The 20,108-nt window shown below is 45.6% G+C and carries 17 protein-coding genes and 1 pseudogene; 12 read left to right on the top strand and 6 right to left on the bottom strand.

Annotation, left to right across the window (positions count from 1 at the left end):
- Positions 1 to 255 precede the first annotated feature (255 nt).
- The 3 genes from gloA to FLM48_RS16665 all read left to right on the top strand — a co-directional run bounded on the left by gloA (position 256) and on the right by FLM48_RS16665 (position 2,806).
- Positions 256 to 639, top strand: a complete 384-nt coding sequence (gene gloA, locus FLM48_RS16675; protein WP_028771413.1) for a lactoylglutathione lyase — start codon at positions 256 to 258, stop codon at positions 637 to 639.
- Between the two features lie 58 nt (positions 640 to 697).
- Positions 698 to 1,795, top strand: a complete 1,098-nt coding sequence (locus FLM48_RS16670) for an alkene reductase (RefSeq protein WP_179025410.1) — start codon at positions 698 to 700, stop codon at positions 1,793 to 1,795.
- Between the two features lie 123 nt (positions 1,796 to 1,918).
- A complete protein-coding gene (locus FLM48_RS16665; RefSeq protein ID WP_179025409.1) occupies positions 1,919 to 2,806 on the top strand; it encodes a DMT family transporter in 888 nt (295 codons plus the stop codon).
- Between the two features lie 20 nt (positions 2,807 to 2,826).
- Here FLM48_RS16665 and FLM48_RS16660 read toward each other — a convergent pair whose 3' ends face one another.
- Positions 2,827 to 3,579 carry a sporulation protein gene (locus FLM48_RS16660; RefSeq protein WP_179025408.1) on the bottom strand — a complete coding sequence of 251 codons (753 nt, stop codon included), beginning with the start codon at positions 3,577 to 3,579 and terminating at the stop codon, positions 2,827 to 2,829.
- A gap of 214 nt (positions 3,580 to 3,793) precedes the next feature.
- On the opposite strand from FLM48_RS16660, the gene FLM48_RS16655 reads away from it, so the two are divergent.
- Entirely contained in the window at positions 3,794 to 4,792 is a 999-nt protein-coding gene (locus tag FLM48_RS16655; RefSeq protein ID WP_179025407.1) for a substrate-binding domain-containing protein, read from the top strand.
- 166 nt (positions 4,793 to 4,958) lie between these two features.
- The gene (locus FLM48_RS16650) at positions 4,959 to 5,618 is read left to right on the top strand and encodes a nitroreductase family protein (protein WP_179025406.1); all 660 of its coding nucleotides are present in this window, start codon (positions 4,959 to 4,961) and stop codon (positions 5,616 to 5,618) included.
- Positions 5,619 to 5,676: 58 nt separating this feature from the next.
- Here FLM48_RS16650 and FLM48_RS16645 read toward each other — a convergent pair whose 3' ends face one another.
- Entirely contained in the window at positions 5,677 to 6,012 is a 336-nt protein-coding gene (locus FLM48_RS16645; protein WP_028771408.1) for a hypothetical protein, read from the bottom strand.
- A gap of 434 nt (positions 6,013 to 6,446) precedes the next feature.
- Here FLM48_RS16645 and FLM48_RS16640 point away from each other — a divergent pair, with 434 nt between their 5' ends.
- Both FLM48_RS16640 and FLM48_RS16635 read left to right on the top strand, forming a co-directional pair.
- The gene (locus FLM48_RS16640) at positions 6,447 to 6,695 is read left to right on the top strand and encodes a hypothetical protein (RefSeq protein ID WP_028771407.1); all 249 of its coding nucleotides are present in this window, start codon (positions 6,447 to 6,449) and stop codon (positions 6,693 to 6,695) included.
- Between the two features lie 105 nt (positions 6,696 to 6,800).
- Positions 6,801 to 7,763 carry a class I SAM-dependent methyltransferase gene (locus FLM48_RS16635; RefSeq protein WP_028771406.1) on the top strand — a complete coding sequence of 321 codons (963 nt, stop codon included), beginning with the start codon at positions 6,801 to 6,803 and terminating at the stop codon, positions 7,761 to 7,763.
- Positions 7,764 to 7,782: 19 nt separating this feature from the next.
- Here FLM48_RS16635 and FLM48_RS22860 read toward each other — a convergent pair whose 3' ends face one another.
- From FLM48_RS22860 to FLM48_RS22895, 4 genes and pseudogenes are all read right to left on the bottom strand, one after another.
- A complete protein-coding gene (locus tag FLM48_RS22860; protein ID WP_179025405.1) occupies positions 7,783 to 8,277 on the bottom strand; it encodes a type II secretion system protein in 495 nt (164 codons plus the stop codon).
- Positions 8,278 to 8,582: 305 nt separating this feature from the next.
- The gene (locus tag FLM48_RS16625) at positions 8,583 to 10,646 is read right to left on the bottom strand and encodes a M13 family metallopeptidase (RefSeq protein WP_179025404.1); all 2,064 of its coding nucleotides are present in this window, start codon (positions 10,644 to 10,646) and stop codon (positions 8,583 to 8,585) included.
- Between the two features lie 518 nt (positions 10,647 to 11,164).
- Entirely contained in the window at positions 11,165 to 11,545 is a 381-nt protein-coding gene (locus FLM48_RS22900; protein ID WP_256871141.1) for a CZB domain-containing protein, read from the bottom strand.
- A 30-nt stretch (positions 11,546 to 11,575) separates the two neighbouring features.
- Positions 11,576 to 11,977 (bottom strand): annotated as a pseudogene (locus FLM48_RS22895) (methyl-accepting chemotaxis protein); the annotation flags it as partial.
- A gap of 644 nt (positions 11,978 to 12,621) precedes the next feature.
- On the opposite strand from FLM48_RS22895, the gene FLM48_RS16615 reads away from it, so the two are divergent.
- The 5 genes from FLM48_RS16615 (at position 12,622) to FLM48_RS16595 (ending at position 19,993) form a co-directional block, all read left to right on the top strand.
- A complete protein-coding gene (locus tag FLM48_RS16615; protein WP_179025402.1) occupies positions 12,622 to 14,724 on the top strand; it encodes an ATP-dependent helicase in 2,103 nt (700 codons plus the stop codon).
- A 96-nt stretch (positions 14,725 to 14,820) separates the two neighbouring features.
- Entirely contained in the window at positions 14,821 to 15,507 is a 687-nt protein-coding gene (locus tag FLM48_RS16610) for a response regulator transcription factor (protein ID WP_028771401.1), read from the top strand.
- Positions 15,504 to 16,844 carry a sensor histidine kinase gene (locus tag FLM48_RS16605; protein WP_179025401.1) on the top strand — a complete coding sequence of 447 codons (1,341 nt, stop codon included), beginning with the start codon at positions 15,504 to 15,506 and terminating at the stop codon, positions 16,842 to 16,844. Before FLM48_RS16610 ends, FLM48_RS16605 begins: the two co-directional genes overlap by 4 nt.
- Positions 16,845 to 16,965: 121 nt before the next feature.
- On the top strand, positions 16,966 to 19,020 hold the full coding sequence (locus FLM48_RS16600) for a TonB-dependent receptor (protein ID WP_179025400.1): 2,055 nt from the start codon (positions 16,966 to 16,968) through the stop codon (positions 19,018 to 19,020).
- A 253-nt stretch (positions 19,021 to 19,273) separates the two neighbouring features.
- Entirely contained in the window at positions 19,274 to 19,993 is a 720-nt protein-coding gene (locus tag FLM48_RS16595; protein ID WP_179025399.1) for a flagellar brake protein, read from the top strand.
- The last annotated feature ends 115 nt before the right edge of the window (positions 19,994 to 20,108 follow it).

Below are 20,108 nucleotides of genomic sequence, written 5' to 3'. Positions count from 1 at the left end.
TTGCGCTTTTAGCGTATATAAAGCGGCTATTATCCCAGCGCTTTTTATTAACCATTTTTTTAGCTTGCTTAGCAAAATCGCTAAAACTCCTCTGTGTTATCCATTCATGTTAGTCACTACATCTATAAATAATATTTATCAAATTAAGAAAAATTGATAATTAGTTTGTTATTTGTATTGTCCGTATGATGTCGGTATTCGCTACAACGAGTATTGCTCGTTGGGCCATCACATTGCACAAAGCTTGAGGTCTATATGAAATTCTTACATACCATGTTACGCGTTGCTGACTTAGAGAAATCAATCGCGTTTTATACCCAAGTGCTGGGCATGAAGGAGTTGCAAAGAGCCGATAACCAACAGTATCGCTATACATTGGTGTTTGTTGGCTATGACAATGGTCCAGACAGCGCCACGATTGAACTGACTCACAACTGGGATACCCATGAGTACGAAATGGGCAATGCGTTTGGGCATGTTGCGCTCGGTGTTGAAGATATCTACCTTGCGTGCGAAAAAATTGCCCAGTTAGGAGGCAATGTGACCCGTGCACCAGGGCCTGTAAAAGGTGGCGAGACGCATATCGCTTTCATTACCGATCCCGATGGATATCAAATCGAATTGATTCAGCTGGACTAAAACCGACAGATTATCGCGCAGCTGCCAAGATGCGGCTCTATTGCATGAGGATGATATTATGACAAACCCATTACTTAACCCAGTTCAGCTGGGTGAGCACAGCCTTAAAAACCGCATTGTTATGCCACCAATGACGCGCTCGCGTGCCAGCCAGCCAGGCAATAGCGCCAATGCCATTATGGCGCAATATTATGCTCAGCGTGCACAAGCAGGCCTGATTGTGGCTGAAGGTACTCAGATATCAGCCATGGGGCAAGGTTACGCTTGGACCCCAGGTATTTATACCACTGAGCAAATCGCTGGCTGGAAATCAACGACTGATGCCGTACACCAAAAAGGCGGGGTTATTTTTGCGCAATTGTGGCATGTCGGCCGAGTGACTCACCCTGACAATATTGGCGGACAGCAGCCGATTTCATCTTCTGCGATTAAAGCCGAAAACGTTAAAGTATTTATTGATAACGGCACGGATGAGCCCGGGTTTGTTGATGTGGTTGAGCCTCGTGCTATGACCAAAGACGACATTAAGCTCGTTATTGAGCAATATCGCCAAGCCGCACTCAATGCCATTGAAGCCGGCTTTGATGGTGTTGAGCTACATGCGGCTAATGGTTACTTAATTAACCAGTTCATTGATTCAGAAGCGAATAGTCGCACTGATGAATACGGTGGAAGTGTGGAGAATCGGCTACGCTTTTTAAGTGAAGTTGTGGCGGCAATGGTTGAAGCCATTGGTGCAGAACGTGTAGGCGTACGTCTAGCGCCTTTCACATCGCTAAATGGTACGGTTGACGCTAACCCAGAGGAAACTTATACCGCAGCAGCAGCCATGTTGAATCAGCATAAAATTGTCTATCTGCATATCGCTGAAGTTGACTGGGATGATGCGCCAGATACGCCAGCCTCATTCAAGCAAGCTGTTCGTGAAGCGTACGAGGGTGTGCTAATTTATGCTGGAAAATACGATGCGCAAAAAGCGGCGACGGTACTGGAAGCCGGTTTAGCCGATATGGTTGGCTTTGGTCGCCCGTTTGTGGCTAACCCAGATTTACCTAACCGGATTAAACACGGTTATCCATTAGCCAGTCATGATCCTGCCACATTGTTTGGTGGTGCAGAAAAAGGTTTAACCGATTATTGTGAGTACGGCCAGTAGTTTGCTTCATCACTAATAGGTTAAAATCGGCTTTGTTCCTGTCAATAGCAACTCAAATGAGTTGCTATTTGTTTTTCTAACCTTGTAGCTTTGCTGCAAGCAAAGCGGCTTAGAGTGGTATTAATGCGCGGTATCATTTACTTATTGATTGCAACCTTACTTGCTGCGATGGGCTGGGTGGCGTCAAAGTTTGTTGTTAGCCATATGCCTGGCGACCTGTTTTTGGGGGTACGCTTTGTTTTGGCCAGTCTGATCCTGCTGCCTTTTTGCTATCAGCGTCTAGCTAAGCTGGATCTCAAGCAAATTCTAACTGTCCTTGGGGTTGGCGTATTTCTAGGGCTCGCACTGCAAGTATGGGTGCATGCGGTCACCATTAGCGATAGTTTATCTGAAGGGGCGTTTATTATGAGCCTCGCGATGATTATCGCCCCACTTGTCTCTTGGTCATTGTTTCAGATTAAGCCCAATCGTTCATTTTGGCTGGCCTTGCCGGTCAGCATGATGGGCATGGCGCTGCTGACACTCGGCAGTGGTTGGCATCTTGAAAGTAGCCAGTTGTATTTTTTAATGGCGTCGGTGCTGCTGTCGATTCATTTTGTGCTTAACAAAAACATAGGTAGTCGTTTACCCCCCTTGTTATCAATCTGCTTGCAGCTTTTTGCCGTCGGTGTCGTTGGGCTTATTACCGCGTCATTGAGTGAACCGGCTGTGATTGACTACTCGTGGAATTTGCTGTGGTGGTTTGTTATCTCCACCGTATTTGCAACGTCGGTGCGCTATTTACTGCAAACTATGGGGCAATATAAAGTTAAATTAGAAACGGCGGCTTTGATTATGATTTTGGAGCCCGTCTGGACCATGTTACTTAGCATTACGCTATTGCAAGAGCAGCTAGCTTGGCAAAAATTAGTCGGCGCCGGTTTGATTATGTTATCACTGATAGCTTACATTAAACTGTCTCGTCGAGAAGCGAAATTGAAACAATTGCAGCAAGCCAGTACCGGTAATTAACCAGTACTGGTCGGCGCTGATTAGCTCAGTAATCGTTCAATATAAGGCCTGACTGACTCAACACTATCACAGTGGTTAGGGATTGAGATACTGCGATAACCGTCACCGACAAAGGCTCGGTCAATTTCGATGAGTACCCCAGTTTCTGCGCCATTATCGACAAATGTTACTTCAAGTTCTCGCGCGCCAAAGAATGAGCGAGATTGAGGTTTAAATTCGTATTCTTGGTAACAGGGCTGGTGAGAGCTAAATTCGCGTGTTCTTATGCCACCGGCTTCAATATCGGTTTTGTATAACCGATAACCGCTGTTTTCAATCATCTCTAGGACTGCCAATTGTGTATTAGAAGGTTCGATTACGAGTGGATCTTTATCACTCCCATCAATACCGTTTTTAATGTCTAGCCCAGTTTGTAGCCACACCTTGGCTATTTGCTGCCCAAATAGACGTGTTGCAGGGGCTTCTGGGTGCAAATTGAGTTTAAATTGGCGGCTGAGAGTCTCGTTAGCCCCAATCGTTTGATTGAGCATCGGCTTCCAACTTTGAAGCACGACACTCTTATTGTATTTGACCTCTTCATCGCCCAGTTTTTGTTCGGCTTTGGCCTGCGCCATAATGGCAAACTCTAATCCATTAAGCTGTTGTTCTACGTCGCCACCTTTAATAATAACTTCGACGCTGAAATCTTCTCCGGCTTTGAGCTGAGGGGTTAACAGTAGGGTATCGACTGTTGCTTTGCCGATGCCAACACTAGCAAGAATTTTCTTCAACATTATGCTTTCCTTAGTCTTATGTGTTTCTTTGACTAGACCCTAGCATTGACGTTAAAACGATTCAATTGTCAGTTTGTAAGCGAATGCGAGGCTCGCTGGCCAGGCGACTTCATCTGCGCCAGCTTGCTGATTTTGGCCAATACTTTCCTATATAACCGCCCATACCTATACTTATCAATAGCATCGTTTGCCGAACGGAAAATGAGGACTGCATATGCGATTGAGCTGGTTAGGTCTGATAGCGTGTTTATGTTTTGCAGCGCCTGCATTTGCCAAAACATGGCGTCTTGCTATGGTTCCCAAAGAAACCGATAACCCATTCTTTATGGCGACCGCAGAAGGATGCCGTGTTGCCGCCGCTGAACTGGGCAATGTTGAGTGTATTTTTAAAGGCAACAAACATATTGATGTCAGGCTGCAAGATAAAATTATATCTGAGCTGCTTGATCAAGGTGTCGATGGCATTGCCATTGCCGTGACACAGTCAGAATTTTTGGCAGCTCACAGTGTCGCTAAAGCTGCGCGTTTAGGCATTCCACTTATTACCTATGATGCAGATTTTAGCGCAGCAACCCTACAAACCAACCCCAATATTCGCAAAGCCTACGTTGGCTCAGACAACCTTGCAATAGGCCAAGGCTTAGGCATTCAGCTGCAGCGCCTTAGACCTGATGGTGGGGTATTGATAATACAAAGTGGCCGCCCAGATTCGCCTAACCTCAATTTACGGGTGATGGGGATTCGTATGGCACTATCAGGAAAAACCTACACTAAGCCCCCAGGTGAAAGGCTGCAAGGAGAGAACGGTTGGCGAGAGTTTCGGCCACCAATGCACAACTTTGGCCACAATGAAGATGCACTCCAAGATTTGCAATCCGTTTTTAAACTCTACAATGACGATCTGGTTGATGCTTTTGTTGCGGTAGGGGGATGGGTGCAATTTTCAGACAGTTTTCGTATCACCGTTGAACCTTACCGGGAGGCACTACAATCACAGCAAATGGTACTGGTTATTGGCGATACCGCCCGGCAGCAGATGACATACTTGGCAGAGAGGGTGGTAGCAGCAAATGTGGGTCAAAACCCATTTGAAATGGGTAAGCAGGCCATTAAAACCTTGTATCAAATCGTCAATCAGCAGTCGTATCAACATACCGTAGAGATCCCGCTACGCTTTTGCGATCAGATCAACTACAAGACCTGTTTGGATTGAGGGACAAGGTCGCGTTTAGGTGGCATTAAGCGATGGCTAAGATGATAAGTGGTATGTTTTATTGTGGATATTTTTATCCATAATGATTGGCTTTAATTCCCATTTATTGGGTAGGTTTATGGACGTAATATGGCGCCATTAACATTACTTAGTAAGGAAATCCGCCATGTCTCATCCTATTATCCGTGACCTAAATCGCCGCTACACCGTTAAAAAGTATGATGCCAGCAAACGTGTTGCTGCTGATGATATGGCGGTATTGACAGAAGCTATGCGTTTATCAGCCTCTTCAATAAACTCTCAACCCTGGAAGTTTATCGTGCTAGAAACGGCCGAGGCTAAGCAACGCTTTCACAATACTTTTGCCAATATGCATCAGTTCAATCAGCCTCACGCTAAAGAAGCATCACACATTATCTTATTTGCTCACAACCCATATTTCAGCAAAGATGATTATCGCAAACGTGTTGATGTCGAAGTGAGTTCAGGACATTTACCTGCTGAAATGTACGACAACATGTTAAATGGTGGCTTTACCTTTGCCGAGTCGAACACCGACGAGTCAGGGTTTAACGGTCACTGGACCAAGGCGCAGACTTATATCGCACTGGGCAATACTCTGCATGTGTTAGCCCGTTTAGGGATTGACTCCACGCCAATGGAAGGGGTTGATGCTACGTTAATTGGTGAAGCTTTTGATGCAGAACTAGAGGGTTATGTGTGTGAGTTTGCGCTGGCTATTGGCTATCATCTTGATGGCGATGACTATAACCATGGTTTGCCTAAAGCGCGTCTAGCTGCAAAAGATGTGATTGCAGTGCTATAAACTTAAGTAGGCTTAATTGCATTATACAGGCTAGTCATCGACTAGCCTGTTTGGCTAGTTAACCGGCAAAACGACTGGTGCGCGCAAACTCGATGGCTTGGTCACAAATTTGAAAGCGTTGCTCTTTACTGGATGCTTTGAAATTGTCCATGTAAGCCTCAAGCTTTTCGCTGGTCTGTTCACTGACTATCATTTGATCTATTCCCGCCTTCATATGGGCAGTGGCGGCTGAGCCGACAATTGTCCCCTCAACTTGCATATTATTTTCACTGTAGAAAGTACTACAAACCATTAGACCTGCCATCCCAACCGCGATATCAGGATCGAGGTTTTCTGCCACTGCAGAGGTTGATAAAACGCAAGTTAACAAACTTAAGTAGAGTGTTTTTTTCATATGGATAAACCTATTTATCATGAAAGCCTATGATGCAAACAAAGAGTTAAAACGGCCACACAAATACACAGAGTGCATCTGCTAGCGGGCATGAACACACCTTACCATGTGGTTCTGATGGCAAAATGTTAACTGCAACCACTTGGTTTACGTAGGCAAACTAATTGTGCAGTAGGTCACTTTTTCTATTTGATTTTATGTGGTTTTTTATTGTTTTTTATATCTAAAAAAACCAAACCCACTCAAAGTCCAACGATTTCAAGTGGCTAATTGCTGGTAAAGTGAGCCCCGCTCTTGCAAGCCGCCGTTGACAGCATGGACGTTAGTTGAAAAAATCGGCCCATCAAACTTAACCTTCGTCAGCCAAGACCGCGGCGCCTCCCATAAAGGTATTTGCTGAACTGTCTTTGGCAACCAAACCATCAAGAGTGCTTATGAACAATGAACAAGATGTAATCGATAATCTCGCCGACCTAGAAAGCTTTTTATTAGCGGTTGAGAGTGGTGGCTTAGGGTTAGAGAATGTCGCTGGTGTGGGGATGGCGACCAATAATGCAGATGGTCGCCATTTTGTCGCGGTGTTTGATAATAACCACAAGCTATTGCATGCCCGCTGGATAACCGATGAAGTTTTTAACAGCGGTAAATCGCTGGTACAAAATGGCGTCAAAAATAAACATTAACATAGTTTAGTTGATTGCTATGAGTCACCACTTTGACCTAGTATTGAAGACCAATTAATAAGTCGTCGCCTCTCGCATTCTAACGACAACAATAAGAGCTTAAGCATGACAACACCGAATCAGCATTGGAGCAATTACTGGCAACAAGGGCATATCACGTCATTTGGTCAGAGTTTTTCAGGTAACTATACCGGCGTATTAAAAGAGGTATGGCAAGATATAATCGTTAATTTACCAGATAACTTTGCTGTGCTGGATTTAGCAACGGGTAATGGCGCTATTCCGCAGCTGATTGCAGACCACTTCGCTGAAGATAAAAAGTATGGTCAGGTAATAGGAGTGGACCTTGCCACTGTTAATGATTACCGCCCTAAGAATTCGGAGTACCTAGCCGTCGAACTAATCGGTGGCGTGGATTGCGCGAAACTGAGTTTTCCTGATGATCATTTTGATATTGTTACTTCTCAATTTGGAATTGAATACTCTGATTTAAATAAATCGCTTGTTGAAGCAATAAGAGTCCTGAAGCCAGGTGGCAAATTAGTCATTATTGGGCACCATGAAGATTCACTAATTATCAATCGCAATCGTGACATTTTGCAGGTCATTAGTCATCCAAAAGCCGCTCAAGTCATCGACTGCTTGGCAGGTCTAGCGAATGCCATGATTCAAGTACGTACGCAACAAGACCTTGAAGTGATTAAAACCAGTAAGGAGTGCGAATCCTTGCGTATTTCGCTCAATGAGGCACTGTCGATATTGGCACAAATTAGCCAGCAAGGGCTTGAAGATAGCGAGTTGCTTACATATGTATCCCAGTATTTTAAGCAGGGTTTAGGCTGGCCATTAGATAAGCGCCAGAGCTTTATTAATCATTGCTCGGAACAGCAACTTGCATTAAAAACACGCTTGGGTGAATTAATTGCCGCTGCTCAATCTCAAGAGACGTTGTTAGCGACACTGCAGCCTTGTTTGACAAATAAAGTAACCCTAGCCAGCCTAGATAGTTTAGTGAGTGACGACAAACAAATACTTGCCTGGCGACTACAGGTTAACAAAAGCAGTTAATTAGCTGTTTTTGTTAACCTTAGCAGTCATCGGTGTACAGTGTGGTTTTAGCCGGATAGACGTTGCCTAGCACGTCAGTCCATTGATGACTGTATTGTACAAAGCAGTTCCCCGCACCAGTACCGATAGTAGCGTGTCCAGCAGGATGGATGCGCATATTAACGGTGCCATTTGGCTCGAGTGTCCAAGCTTCGGTATCATCTAGCCCCTCAACAAATAGGGTTAAAGTGGTCTCATCCGCTTGCATCTTGCCGTAGACTAATGTCCCGCCAGCATATTCATCACCGATGCTAGATGCATCAATGGATTCGACGTTTTCAACACCGTTGATGGCGGCTTTCGAATACACTAAATTATTGGCACTGAGCAAAGCACCCGACATGCCTTGTAAGGTTGACTCATAAGCGTCACTTTGTAAATTAATGAATTTAGGTGCTGCGGTGACCGCTAGAATACCGAGCACAATAATCACTACAACCAATTCGATTAGGGTAAAACCTTGATTACCTTTCATAGATAATGCCTCCTCAATAATTGTTGGGCATTATCTAGGAGTTGAAGGCGGATTAGTTATCTTTTGGCGCCATGCCAGTATAGAAATGATAGTAAGTTGGCTGAGGTGGTGTAACAGAGTGCAGAGGCCTATCGTTAGGTATGTCAGCGTGCTGTATCGCTTAAGGTATTAATGTTATGTCCAGTAATTTCAATACCATTGATGGTTAGAACTGAGCTTATTGTGGTTCTTTTTTAGCGGCATGCTCAATAAAAAAACGCCAGTCAATGACTGGCGTTTTGTTTTAGTGATAAATCAGCTAATGATTACCAAATACGAACACGTTCTTCTTCAGAAAGGTACAGTTTATCACCTGGCTTAACATCAAAGGCTTTGTACCATGCATCGTGGTTACGCGGTGCTAGGGCACGGTAGCGACCTGGCGCGTGGGTACCAGCGCGCAGCTGATTAAGCATGCTTTGTTCAGTACGCTTTTCTTTCCAAACTTGTGCCCAAGCAAGGAAGAAGCGTTGATCACCTGTTACCCCATCAATGACAGGGGCTTCTTTGCCGTTGAGGCTAAGCTTGTATGCGTGGTAAGCCATCGCGAGTCCGCCAACATCACCAATGTTCTCGCCAAGGCTGTTACGGCCATTAACAAAGTTGTCTGGAATTGGCTCGTACTGACTGTATTGCGCGGCAAGCTGATCAGCTTTGGCTTCAAAAGCTGCGCGGTCAGCATCTGTCCACCAGTTACGCTGAATACCGTTGGCATCCGATTTAGAACCTTGGTCATCAAACCCGTGTCCCATTTCGTGGCCAATAACGGCACCAATCCCGCCATAGTTGACTGCAGGGTCGGCATTAGGATCGAAAAACGGTGGTTGCAGAATAGCCGCTGGGAAGACAATCTCATTGAACGAACTATTGTAGTAGGCGTTCACGCGCTGTGGTGTCATGCCCCAGCGGTTGCGATCGGTTTTCTTGAGCTCTTTTGCGACACTGTCTTCGCGGAAGAATTGGCGCAGGTTCTGTACATTAGTCAGTAGGTTGTCATTGGTTAACGCTAGGCCATCAAACTCTTGCCATACATCTGGATAACCAATCTTAGGGTTGAATGCGGCGAGTTTAGCGTGCGCATTGACTTTAGTTTCTGCCCCCATCCAATCTAAGCCATCGATACGTTGGCCCATAGCGGTGCGCAGGTTTTCAACCAGCTCTGCCATCTGCTTCTTAGAAGATTCTGGGAAGTAGCGGGCAACGTAGACTTTACCGATGGCAAAACCTAGCGACTGAGTGCCAGACATTTCTGACACGGCACGTTTCCAACGTGGACGAGGCTCTTCTTGACCGCGCAGTATTTTGCCGTAAAACGCAAAACTGGTGTTGTAGATATCTTCAGCCAGTAAGTCTGCATTGTTGCTGATGGTATGGAAGGTCAAGTAGTCTTGCCATACATTAAGAGGCTGTTCATTCACCAAGGTAATCATGGCGTTGACAGGATCAGGCTGTGAAATATTCAGCTCAGGTACTTGGTAGCCGGTTTGCTTGAAGTAGAGATCCCAGTCAAAGCCGGGGTAACTCTTAGCAAGATCAGCACGGGCGATTTGATTCAGGGTTAGGTCACGATTACGGCGTTTTTCACGAGGCCACTGGCCTTCTGCCATTTTTGTTTCCAGCGCTAAGATCGCTTCCGCACGTGCTTGTCCATCTTCAATGCCTGCAAACGCGAGCATTTCAGCAATGTGGGCGACATAAGCGCTGCGAATATTGGCGAAGCGCTCGCTGTCTTCAAGATAGTAAGAACGATCCGGTAAGCCAAGACCGCTGGCACCAATCGACATTTGATACTGGTTGGGGTCTAACCGGTTAAACCACATACCACCAGCAATAGGAGATGCTGCGCCAGTGAGCCACGCTTGACCAAAAACTTTGGTCAAATCATCAGTATTTTGGATAGCGCTGATTTGCTCAAGAGTGGGTTTAATTGGTGCAATGCCTTGCTTGTTTATGGTGTCGGTATCCATATAAGCGTTGTAGAAGTCAGCGATTAACTGCTCTTCGGCATTAAGGTCTTTACGACTGGCGATGTCATCGATGATCTCTTTTACCTGCTTTTCGCTGCGCTCAGCAAGACCGGTAAATGCACCAAAGCGAGTTTTGTCTGCAGGCATGACGTAGTTGTCATACCAAGTACCACTGGCGTACATAAAGAAATCATCACCCGGTTTAACCGCTTCATTTCGTGCGGTTAAATCAACCCCAAAGCTACCTAGCTCTGCTTTGGCAGCGGGAGCGGTGGCACTAGTATTATTGGTGTTTACCTCTGAGGTACCACAAGCGGTCAACAAGCTTGTGGCTAATGCGATTGCGACTAAGGACTTTTTCATTGTTTTCTTAATTCCTTCAAGAGTGCGGTAGTGCTGTCAATTTTATTTTTTATTAAACCGCTCTATCTTGTAAGAATCGCGTCAGAAGTCAATCGAATAAATGTTAGCAAAATTTATTGGCTCCATTTAGTCGGTGCAAACGGAATCAAACTGACTGAGAAAATGTGATCGCTATGGAAGTATTTTACAAGGGAGGGGGTCCAGTTGTTCGTGTGACTATGCACCTGTGTAGTTTGCCGTTAAGCTAGCGGCCAAATAGGGCTAGCAAATCTTGCCCTATTTGACTGAGATAGTGTTTGGCATTCCTGTTGAGAGCAAGGGATACCAGCACATTTGAGTATGCTTTACCGCTAGGTAGTTTATTAACCTTGTTATGTTATGGATAACAGTCGCTAACGAACAGTGGCTTTAATTAGCACTTTCATTTTATGGCGAGTTAATTTCAAGCTGCCACCTACTTGGTGGCAGTACATCGATAAGGTCATGGATGACCGCTTTTTTTGTTCAACAAAGCAGTGCTAGCGTTGAGTAATCACTTCTTGTAATAAGCTGTCAATCGCCGCAACCACCCGCTCACTGGCATCTTCCATATTGTTGATCTGTGCGATGATGTCCTGATAATTTTGGTTGAGCCCAGCTGCCAACGCCTGTTTGCCCGATTCGTGCACGCTCTTGTGCGGTGGATCGATAAGATTAAAACTCGGCAAATGACGGTAAAGTTGCGCCCCTTGACCTTCAAAGTACCATTTTCCCAGTCGGCACTCTGTGTGGGTGTTAACCGGTGTAGAGAATTGGTTTTGCTCTATCTGTTGATAGATATTATTTTTCCAGACTGCATGATCCAATTTCACCGTATCTAAAAACGTTTGTGCTGTCGCGATGCGGATAACCTCCTGCATGTGTGCTGATTTGTTGAGGACGCTGCGCACTACTGCATCGATTTGCTCAGATGAGGCAGACACTTCCATGGCACATTGTTGATTATCGCTGATGGTGGTTTTGATGCTTTGAGTTTGCTTCATCACTTGATTGACCAGAGTTTCAATTTTGCCACTGGCCTGATGTGCCTTGGCTGCCAAATTACGCACTTCGTCAGCAACGACTGCAAAACCTCGACCAGCACTCCCTGCTCGTGCTGCTTCAATCGCTGCATTGAGTGCCAACAGGTTTGTTTGATCGGATATTTCCTGTATCGATTGAACTAAACCGCCAATTGAGCTGGCAGTTCGATTCAGCTCTTCAGTTGCATGCATGCTCTTGTCGGCTTGGCCAACAATATTAGTTGCTCTAGAAGACAAGCGATTCAATGCTGTATGGGTTTGATTGAACATCTCATCGAGCACCTTTAGCTCATCATTTTCATGGACCAAGTTGTCTGCGCTGTGGGCCAATCCGGAACGAATGGCTGTGAGCATTTCGCCGCCTCGTAAATGGCTCAGCATTAATGCAGCATCCAGCTCTTGGCTGGCGGTGAGGTTAGCCAAGAGTTGGTCTTTTTCCAGCAATTGTTGTTTTAATGATTCAACCTGTTGCTGATACTCAGCGGTCAGTGTTTCGAGTTGCTGCTGTAAAGCTTGATTTTGTTGTTTTAGCTTAGTACTAAATAGCATCGAACGCTCCTTGGTGTAACTGTGAACCCCGCTATAGCCTTGCCTAGTGAAGGAAAGACCGATGGTTTAACTTATCAAATAGCGGCCTTAGATTGGTGGGGAAAACGTCATACTGTGACGTTAGACATGAGGACAAATCTCATTGCTTTGAAATGTTACTAAACAGGTGGGAGAGGGGATACATCTGTGGTTTTTTCTAGGTTTTACTAGTCCGAACTGCCATTTTTATTATCAATCAATGCTGTCGAAACTCGGCATGCCGTTACCATTTGCTAGCAAAAAAGTTACTATACAACACAGAGAGAATTGAGCTGCGTGGTAACCCTATATTGTTGTAGGCAGCTCCTTTGTTGAGCGATCAATAAATGGCAGTGAAAATAGAGCTTAATCAACAGCAACGCCAAGCCGTTGAGTTTGGAATATCCGATGCTGGCATCGATGCATCATGCCCGCTGCTAGTGATTGCAGGCGCGGGCACCGGCAAAACTAATACCTTGGCCCATCGTGCAGCTGAGCTAATGCTTAATGGTGCTCAGCCAGAGCGGATTTTGTTGATGACCTTCGCGCGCCGAGCCGCCGCAGAGCTGGCCTCTAGAGCCTCGCGTATTGTTGAGCAGCAATGGCTGCAGGCCAATGACTCAGGGCTCACCGCAAACTCCGCTAAAAGCGCAACCGATATGGCTGTGTCACTGCCTTGGATGGGAACATTTCATTCTATTGCTGTCCGTTTATTGCGTGAATATGCGTTGAGCATAGGTTTAGAGCGCGACTTTACTGTGATGGATCGCAATGATGCCGCCGATATGCTCGATATTATTCGTCATGAGCTCGGCTTTAGCCATACCGATAAACGCTTTCCGAAAAAGAAAACCTGTTTAGAAATATACTCGCGTTGTGTCAACGCGCAGCAACCGCTCGATGAAGTGGTGGATAGCCATTTTCCCCATTGCAGTGACTGGCATGACGAGCTAAAACAGCTTTTTGGCGCATATGCGCACGCTAAAGCAGAGCAGTTTTGCTTAGACTATGATGATCTGTTGCTGTACTGCTATCACATGGCTGCTGTTGAGGAGATTGCAGCACTGATCCGAGCCCAGTTTGACTATATTTTAGTGGATGAATACCAAGACACGAATGTGCTGCAAGCTGGCATATTGACGCGGTTGTTTCCGACGGGAAAGGGAGTCACGGTCGTTGGCGATGATGCCCAATCTATTTACGGTTTTCGCTGTGCAACAGTAGACAACATTCTTAACTTTTCCCAGCAGTTTAGTTCACCAGCTACCATCATTTCTCTCAAGCAAAATTATCGCTCGCACCAAGCTATTCTTGACCTGTCTAATACGTTATTAAGTGAAGGCAGTGAAGGGTATAAAGTCGAACTATTTAGCGATAAAAAGCAGGGGACTGCACCTAAGTTAGTGTCGGTAGACGATGATGTTAAACAGGCTGAATATATTGTTGAGCAGGTGCTCGCAGCACGAGAAGCTGGTACGGAACTAAAACAGCAGGCGGTATTATTTCGCTCCAGTTACCACAGCGATCGTCTTGAGCTTGAGCTAACCCGTCGCAATATACCTTATGTGAAGTATGGGGGGCTTAAGTTCTTAGAAGCATCTCATGTCAAAGATCTGCTGGCATTGATGCGCTGGGCCGATAACCCCAAACATAAAATGTCTGCATTTAGGGTGTTAAAGCTACTGCCGGGTGTCGGTCCTAAAATTGCCGAAAAAGCGATTTTACATGTGCTTGAGAATCAGCTCGATATTGGCAGTTTAGCAAGTTTCAGTTTCCCGAGTGCGGCGCAAGATGAAGCGCAATTGTTAGTCAGTGCACTGGTAGGCATCAACAGCAACACTGTGGCTTGGCCTGGACAAACTCAGTTGGCAGCCAATGCCTATCAAGGTTTGCTTGAGAGAAATTACGAAGATGGTTTTGTTCGTTGGGGTGATATAGAGCAACTCATCCAGCTGGCTGGGCAATATTCGTCACGGCAGCGATTTTTAACCGAGTTAACTTTAGATCCGCCACAGTCAAGCGGCGACCTGGCCGGCGATCCACACATTGATGACGATTTTTTGATCTTATCGACGGTACATAGCGCGAAAGGCCAAGAGTGGCATAGTGTATTTTTACTGAATATGGCCGATGGTAATTTTCCCAATGAGTATGCCGCTGGTGATGCGCGGCAAATCGAGGAGGAGCGGCGTTTACTCAATGTGGCAATCACCCGGGCAAAAGAGGAGTTACACCTTATCCAACCGTTAAAGTACTGGGTGCCAGAACAGCAAAGTTGGGGGGATAAGCATGTTTATGGTGGTAAAAGCCGTTTCATTACTGACGCAGTCAGTAAGCTATTGGTTAAATCCCACTATCCAAAAACTCGTCCCGATGCACAAGAGCTAAAAGCGGGTCGCAGTGCCATTACTGATATACGTAAATCTGTATTGGGCATGTGGGATAAGTGAGCGGGCCAATCTTTACATTGTCTACAGCGGATAAAGATAGGCCTACAGGTGGGGATTGATTACACTGTGATGCTTCACTTTTAAGCAGATGAAGTCATGGATGCGACAAATATTTTAGTGATTGAGGATGATGTTATTCTCAATCAACACCTTGTAGAACTACTCACAGAAAACGGCTTTGCGGTTACCAGTTGCTTTGATGGTGAAAGCGGCTTACTGCAAGCAACATCGGCAAATTATCAACTTATTTTACTTGATGTAATGCTGCCCGAAAGGGACGGCTTCTCTCTGTTAAATATTCTGCGTAAGTCCTGCCTAACACCGGTGATAATGGTGACGGCTAAAGGGGCCGAGCAAGAACGCATTCAAGGTTTTAGTCAAGGTGCTGATGATTATGTCGCTAAACCCTTTAGCTCAGTTGAACTGCTATTGCGTATCGAAGCACTGCTTAGACGCAGCCAGCCTGCTAACACCGCGCTCAGTCAGCAAACTCTGCATCTTGATACACTGCGTGCCGATCATCAGTTACAGTCGGTTTGGGTCGCTGAACAACAATTAGATTTTACGCCGATTCAATTTAAATTACTGTGGGAGCTGATGGCGAACCAAGGCGAGGTGCTAAGTAAAGCGTACCTATACCAACGCGTACTCAATCGCACCATTGGCGCTTATGATCGTAGTTTAGATATGCATTTGAGCCGTGTTAGGCGTAAGCTTAACGATGCTCATTGGCGCGGTGATCGCTTGCAAACTTGCCATGGTAAAGGTTATTGCTTGCTATGAATCGAAAACTATTCTGGAAGCTATGCTTGCTGGTCGCCACAGGAGTGGTCGCCTTGTTTTACATGATAAGTATATTAACCTCACGCACTGAAGAGGGAATGAGCTTTCTTGCCAATGAACATCGCGCGCAACTCACTCATTGGGGCAAAGAGGCGGAGCGTTTATATCTCGCTGGAGATAAACAGGTATTGCAGCAGTGGTTACTTCAGTTGGGTGAACAAGAAAGTACCTGGTTAGCTGTGGCTAAGTTTGACGTGCAGCAACTGGCAGGCGATCCGCTTAAAGCTCGGTTTTTTAGCGGTTACAATTTAGGTCGCAGTGTCGATTGGAAAGTGCACCTGTATTTTGCTGATAATCCGGTGATGGAATTACCCTTTGATGAGCAGCAAGTGAGCTTTTTGATCCAATTGCCCGAGCGGATGCGACCGGGAGTTTATTGGCGTCATGTTGAGGTGATTTTTCAAATTGTGCTGCCAACCATTTTACTGGCATTGCTAGCGCTGGTGTTGTACCGGCACATAATGAAACCCTTATTGCAACTGCAGATGACCACGAGTCGTTTTAGTAGCGGCAATTATGATGTGCGTGCGCAAACGGTGATGGGCAACCGCAATGATGAGTTTTCAGAGCTTGCGCGCGTATTTGATCACATGGCCACCCGTATTAGTGGGCAGATCTATAATCAACGTCAGCTTATCGCGGACCTGTCCCATGAATTACGTACTCCATTGACCCGCCTTGATATTGCAGTACAGGCGCTGCAGCCTTGCCATTATGACCCTCATCCTGTGGAAAGAATTGAGCGTGAATCTAAGCAGATTCGCCAGTTAGTTGAAGATACGTTAACGCTAGCCTGGTTAGAGAATGAGCAGCCGCAGTTACAGCAGGAAGAGGTTGAGATTATCGACCTACTTGATGTGTTGATAGATGATGCAAGATTTGAGTTTCCAGACAGGCATATAGATTGCCAAATGCCCGATAACCTGGCTATTTATCACTCTAGCCATCGTGCAGCCGGTCAAGCGTTAGAAAACATTTTACGCAATGCTCTACGTCATACACCTGTTGGCGGCAAAGTGAGTATTGTTGTAATACTTACCGGAAAATGGGTACAGATCTCAATTGAAGATGAGGGCCCAGGTGTTCCCGTAGAGCACCTAGAAAATATATTTAAGCCTTTCTTTAGGTTAGATAAATCACGTGCTGCTCAAGGTAATAGCTTTGGCCTTGGCCTAGCGCTGGCACGTAGGCAATTGGCGACCATTCGCGCCAGAATAACAGCGAACAATCGCCCTCAAGGTGGGTTGCAAATGCAGGTAGATATTCCGCTCAACTAGCCCATTATTCATAGGGCTATCAAGTGTAAAGAATGTAACAATTGTAAAACTACTGTCAATTTCTGTCGTAATGATAATAATTCGCATTTATATTTTGTGAATTATTAAGGGCTTTAAATTGATGACTTCTCCAATCTCCAACAGGCTTTCTGCATTAGCAGTGGCGATTTCGCTGGCGATTTTTCCCGTTGCCGCACAAAGCGCAGAGGCAGATAAGACTCAGCTTGATACCGAGCTACCAACCATAGAGTCGATCGTGGTTGTGGGCCATACCACGAACACCGAGATTACGCCGGCAGAGTTGGAGAAGTATCAAGCCAATGACTTAGCTGACATTTTTCGCTTTGTACCATCTGTATCTGTGGGTGGGTCATTAGGCATAGCTCAAAAGGTATATATTCGGGGTCTTGAAGATACGTTGTTTAACGTCACGGTAGATGGTGCCCCGCAAACGGGAACACTATTTCATCATATTGGTCGTGTGGCAATTGACCCTGAATTGCTTAAACAAGTTGAGGTTCAAGCGGGCGCGGGTGAGGCAACAAGTGGTGCAGGGGCTATCGGCGGCGCGATTCGCTTTAAGACTAAAAATGTTGATGATTTGCTTGATAGTGACGAGCAGTTTGGTGGCACAGTCAAGGCTGGGTATTTTAGCAATGATGGTTACAAAGCCAGCGCTACTTTATATGGCAACCTGAGTGAAAATTGGGGTGTATTAGGTTCTTATATTTATGTCGACCGTGACAATATGCAAGATGGCGACGGCAATGAACTCTTTGGTACCGCGGCCGAACAGGCTTTAGGGTTTATTAAGATCAATGGCGAGCTAACAGCTAACCAAAACCTTAGCTTAAGTTATGAAAATCGCCAAGAGAAAGGGGATTTTGGTGCCCGTCCAAACTGGCCCACATTGGAGGGTGACACGCTGTTTCCTATGGATGGGAGTCGCGAAACGTTTGTCGCTAATCATCTTTGGAATGCCAATCAGTGGCTCAATTTAGAAACCACGCTTTACCATACGACATCGTCAGTTGAGCAGAATCGATTTGACCGCTGGGGTGCCTACGGTGCTGAAATGAAAAGCTATGGCTTTGATCTACGTAATATGAGTGTTTTTGGAAATCATACCCTCACTTACGGAGTTGAATATCGCAAAGACGAAGTTAGCAGTGAATACTTAGCGTCAGCAGATGTGTGGCAGCAATGGGCTTGGGATCCAACTGTGGGTAAGTTCAAAGAGACGGGCACGGTACAAGGGGTTTATGTTCAAGACCATTGGCAAGTGAATCGCGATTTACTGTTGAGTTTCGGTGTGCGCTACGACCAGTACGATGTCAAACAAGAGACTTATGGTCATAGCATAGACAGTGATGGTGTTAGCCCGAATGTGGGGCTTAAATATGATATTAACCAACACTGGCAAGTAACAGCGGGTTATGCTCAAGCTATGCGTGGTAAAGAAGTTGGTGATGCTTTCACGCTCGAACAGGCACCTGACTGGCAGTCTATCGACCCGAACTTGCAAGCCGAAGAGGTTGATAATACTGAGCTAGGACTCACTTACCAAGATGACAGTTGGCAGTTGACGGCTTCGGTTTATCGCTCTGATATTGATAATGTTATTTTAGACCAGCTCGGTAGAGGTGTGCTTTATGAAAACATTGGCACGCTTGAAACCAAGGGCTTTGAACTGCGTGGTGTCTATTGGTATGACGATTGGCGTGTAGCAGCAAGTTATGCCAATAACGATGCTGAATTAAACGGTAATACAGTTGAAGGCTATGAGCATATCGGTTTAGCAAATGCCCGCGGCGATACCTTGGGGCTAAATGTGAATTATATGCTGTCAGATGAGTTTGAACTGGGTTGGAATATGAACTACGTATTTGCCTTAGATGATATCGAAGTGCTTCAGCGTGGTGTCGAACTAGGCTGGATTGAACAGACGCAAACCATTGATAAACCGAGCTACCAAGTACACGATATCTATGTGCAATGGCAGCCATTGACCGATGGCTCATTGACGCTCAATTTGGCGGTGCAAAATTTATTTGATGAGCAATATCGTGATCATTCAAGTGTTGGCGATTACAACCATATTGCTGGTTGGGAAGGCGTCGCAGGTTTGTATGAAGCCGGACGAGATATCCGTTTATCCTTAGGTTATCAATTTTAGTCTCCCCCGGTTCTTCTAGTTTAAAGCGACCTCAACTACAGAGGTCGCTTTTTGCTATCTAGCAAATAAAGCCTTCAACACCATTGTTATCGACATCACTAAATGGATTTGGGCGGGTTGCGCCATGCCTGCAAGTAGATGATGCCACTGGCGCGAAATGATCAATTGTCTTTGCCATGCTTGGCTAATATTCCCCGTAAATCGACTTTGACCCTTGGTGGGCCTTGCCTATTTATCACGGAGTATCAGCATAGTGAGCAACAAACGCGTACAACTTGTTACTGAGCCAGAGCAAATTAACCATACTTTGGATTTGCTTAAGGCCGATAGCCATATTGATATAGAGTTTGCTTTCTTTAGTAATGAGCGCCTCAAAGGCCGGGTTGTTGGTTCGCAGAGCGGCAAGTACTTTTTGTTGGCATTGCCTAAAACCGCCTTTACTGCCCATGAAACCATGTTGGCTGAAGGCCAAAGTGTGGTTGTTAGAGCCATTATCGAGGGGGATACCGGAGCGTGTGTGGCTTTTAAAGTGCGTATTCAATCGGTAAGCAGAGCACCTTATTACTTATTATTTGTTGATTATCCCCGCAAGTTAGAGCTGTTCCATTTGCGTCAGCAGGCTAGATTAGTAACCCAGCTGCCTGCCAGCATAAGCCTGCAGAAAGCCAGTTCAGATCAATATACCCAGGTTCTGACCGGCACCCTTCATGATATTTCAGTCTCCGGTTGCCGATTTAAGGCCAATAGTCCGGCCAGGGTATTAAATCATCTGGACAGAATGATAACGCTAGATATTGGTTTAGATACTCAGGCGGCACCGCTGAAAATCAAAGCTAAGGTGACTAACAGTAATGCTGCACGTAATGGTGTGTTGTCGTTGGGCATAGAGTTCATTGCTGAGCAGATGAGCCAAGAGGACAAACACCTAATCGCTCAGTTTGTGCAATACCAGTTGCTACCGAAAGCTGGCTAATTTCTGCTTCTGTTTTGCTGGTATGTCAGCCACAGAGGCTCAAGGAGGGCTAAGCCCAAGAGCCTCTGTTTTTTTGCTTTTCTCCATTGTCTGTTTGTAGCCGAAATCCTTTTCG

The sequence above is a fragment of the Shewanella sp. Scap07 genome (assembly GCF_013394145.1).
In the GTDB taxonomy this organism is placed as follows: domain Bacteria; phylum Pseudomonadota; class Gammaproteobacteria; order Enterobacterales; family Shewanellaceae; genus Shewanella; species Shewanella waksmanii.
The sequence above is the reverse complement of the archived record's forward strand: the minus strand, read 5'-3'. Positions and strand labels throughout refer to the sequence as shown.

Excerpts from the sequence above, each read along its gene's own strand:
- FLM48_RS16665 (WP_179025409.1), top strand. The coding sequence starts at position 1,919 with ATGCGCGGTATCATTTACTTATTGATTGCAACCTTACTTGCTGCGATG.
- FLM48_RS16605 (WP_179025401.1), top strand. The coding sequence starts at position 15,504 with ATGAATCGAAAACTATTCTGGAAGCTATGCTTGCTGGTCGCCACAGGA.
- FLM48_RS16600 (WP_179025400.1), top strand. The coding sequence starts at position 16,966 with ATGACTTCTCCAATCTCCAACAGGCTTTCTGCATTAGCAGTGGCGATT.
- FLM48_RS16610 (WP_028771401.1), top strand. The coding sequence starts at position 14,821 with ATGGATGCGACAAATATTTTAGTGATTGAGGATGATGTTATTCTCAAT.
- FLM48_RS16640 (WP_028771407.1), top strand. The coding sequence starts at position 6,447 with ATGAACAATGAACAAGATGTAATCGATAATCTCGCCGACCTAGAAAGC.
- FLM48_RS16670 (WP_179025410.1), top strand. The coding sequence starts at position 698 with ATGACAAACCCATTACTTAACCCAGTTCAGCTGGGTGAGCACAGCCTT.
- FLM48_RS16615 (WP_179025402.1), top strand. The coding sequence starts at position 12,622 with ATGGCAGTGAAAATAGAGCTTAATCAACAGCAACGCCAAGCCGTTGAG.
- FLM48_RS22860 (WP_179025405.1), bottom strand. The coding sequence starts at position 8,277 with ATGAAAGGTAATCAAGGTTTTACCCTAATCGAATTGGTTGTAGTGATT.
- FLM48_RS16650 (WP_179025406.1), top strand. The coding sequence starts at position 4,959 with ATGTCTCATCCTATTATCCGTGACCTAAATCGCCGCTACACCGTTAAA.
- FLM48_RS16625 (WP_179025404.1), bottom strand. The coding sequence starts at position 10,646 with ATGAAAAAGTCCTTAGTCGCAATCGCATTAGCCACAAGCTTGTTGACC.
- FLM48_RS16635 (WP_028771406.1), top strand. The coding sequence starts at position 6,801 with ATGACAACACCGAATCAGCATTGGAGCAATTACTGGCAACAAGGGCAT.
- gloA (WP_028771413.1), top strand. The coding sequence starts at position 256 with ATGAAATTCTTACATACCATGTTACGCGTTGCTGACTTAGAGAAATCA.
- FLM48_RS22900 (WP_256871141.1), bottom strand. The coding sequence starts at position 11,545 with ATGCAGGAGGTTATCCGCATCGCGACAGCACAAACGTTTTTAGATACG.
- FLM48_RS16645 (WP_028771408.1), bottom strand. The coding sequence starts at position 6,012 with ATGAAAAAAACACTCTACTTAAGTTTGTTAACTTGCGTTTTATCAACC.
- FLM48_RS16655 (WP_179025407.1), top strand. The coding sequence starts at position 3,794 with ATGCGATTGAGCTGGTTAGGTCTGATAGCGTGTTTATGTTTTGCAGCG.
- FLM48_RS16660 (WP_179025408.1), bottom strand. The coding sequence starts at position 3,579 with ATGTTGAAGAAAATTCTTGCTAGTGTTGGCATCGGCAAAGCAACAGTC.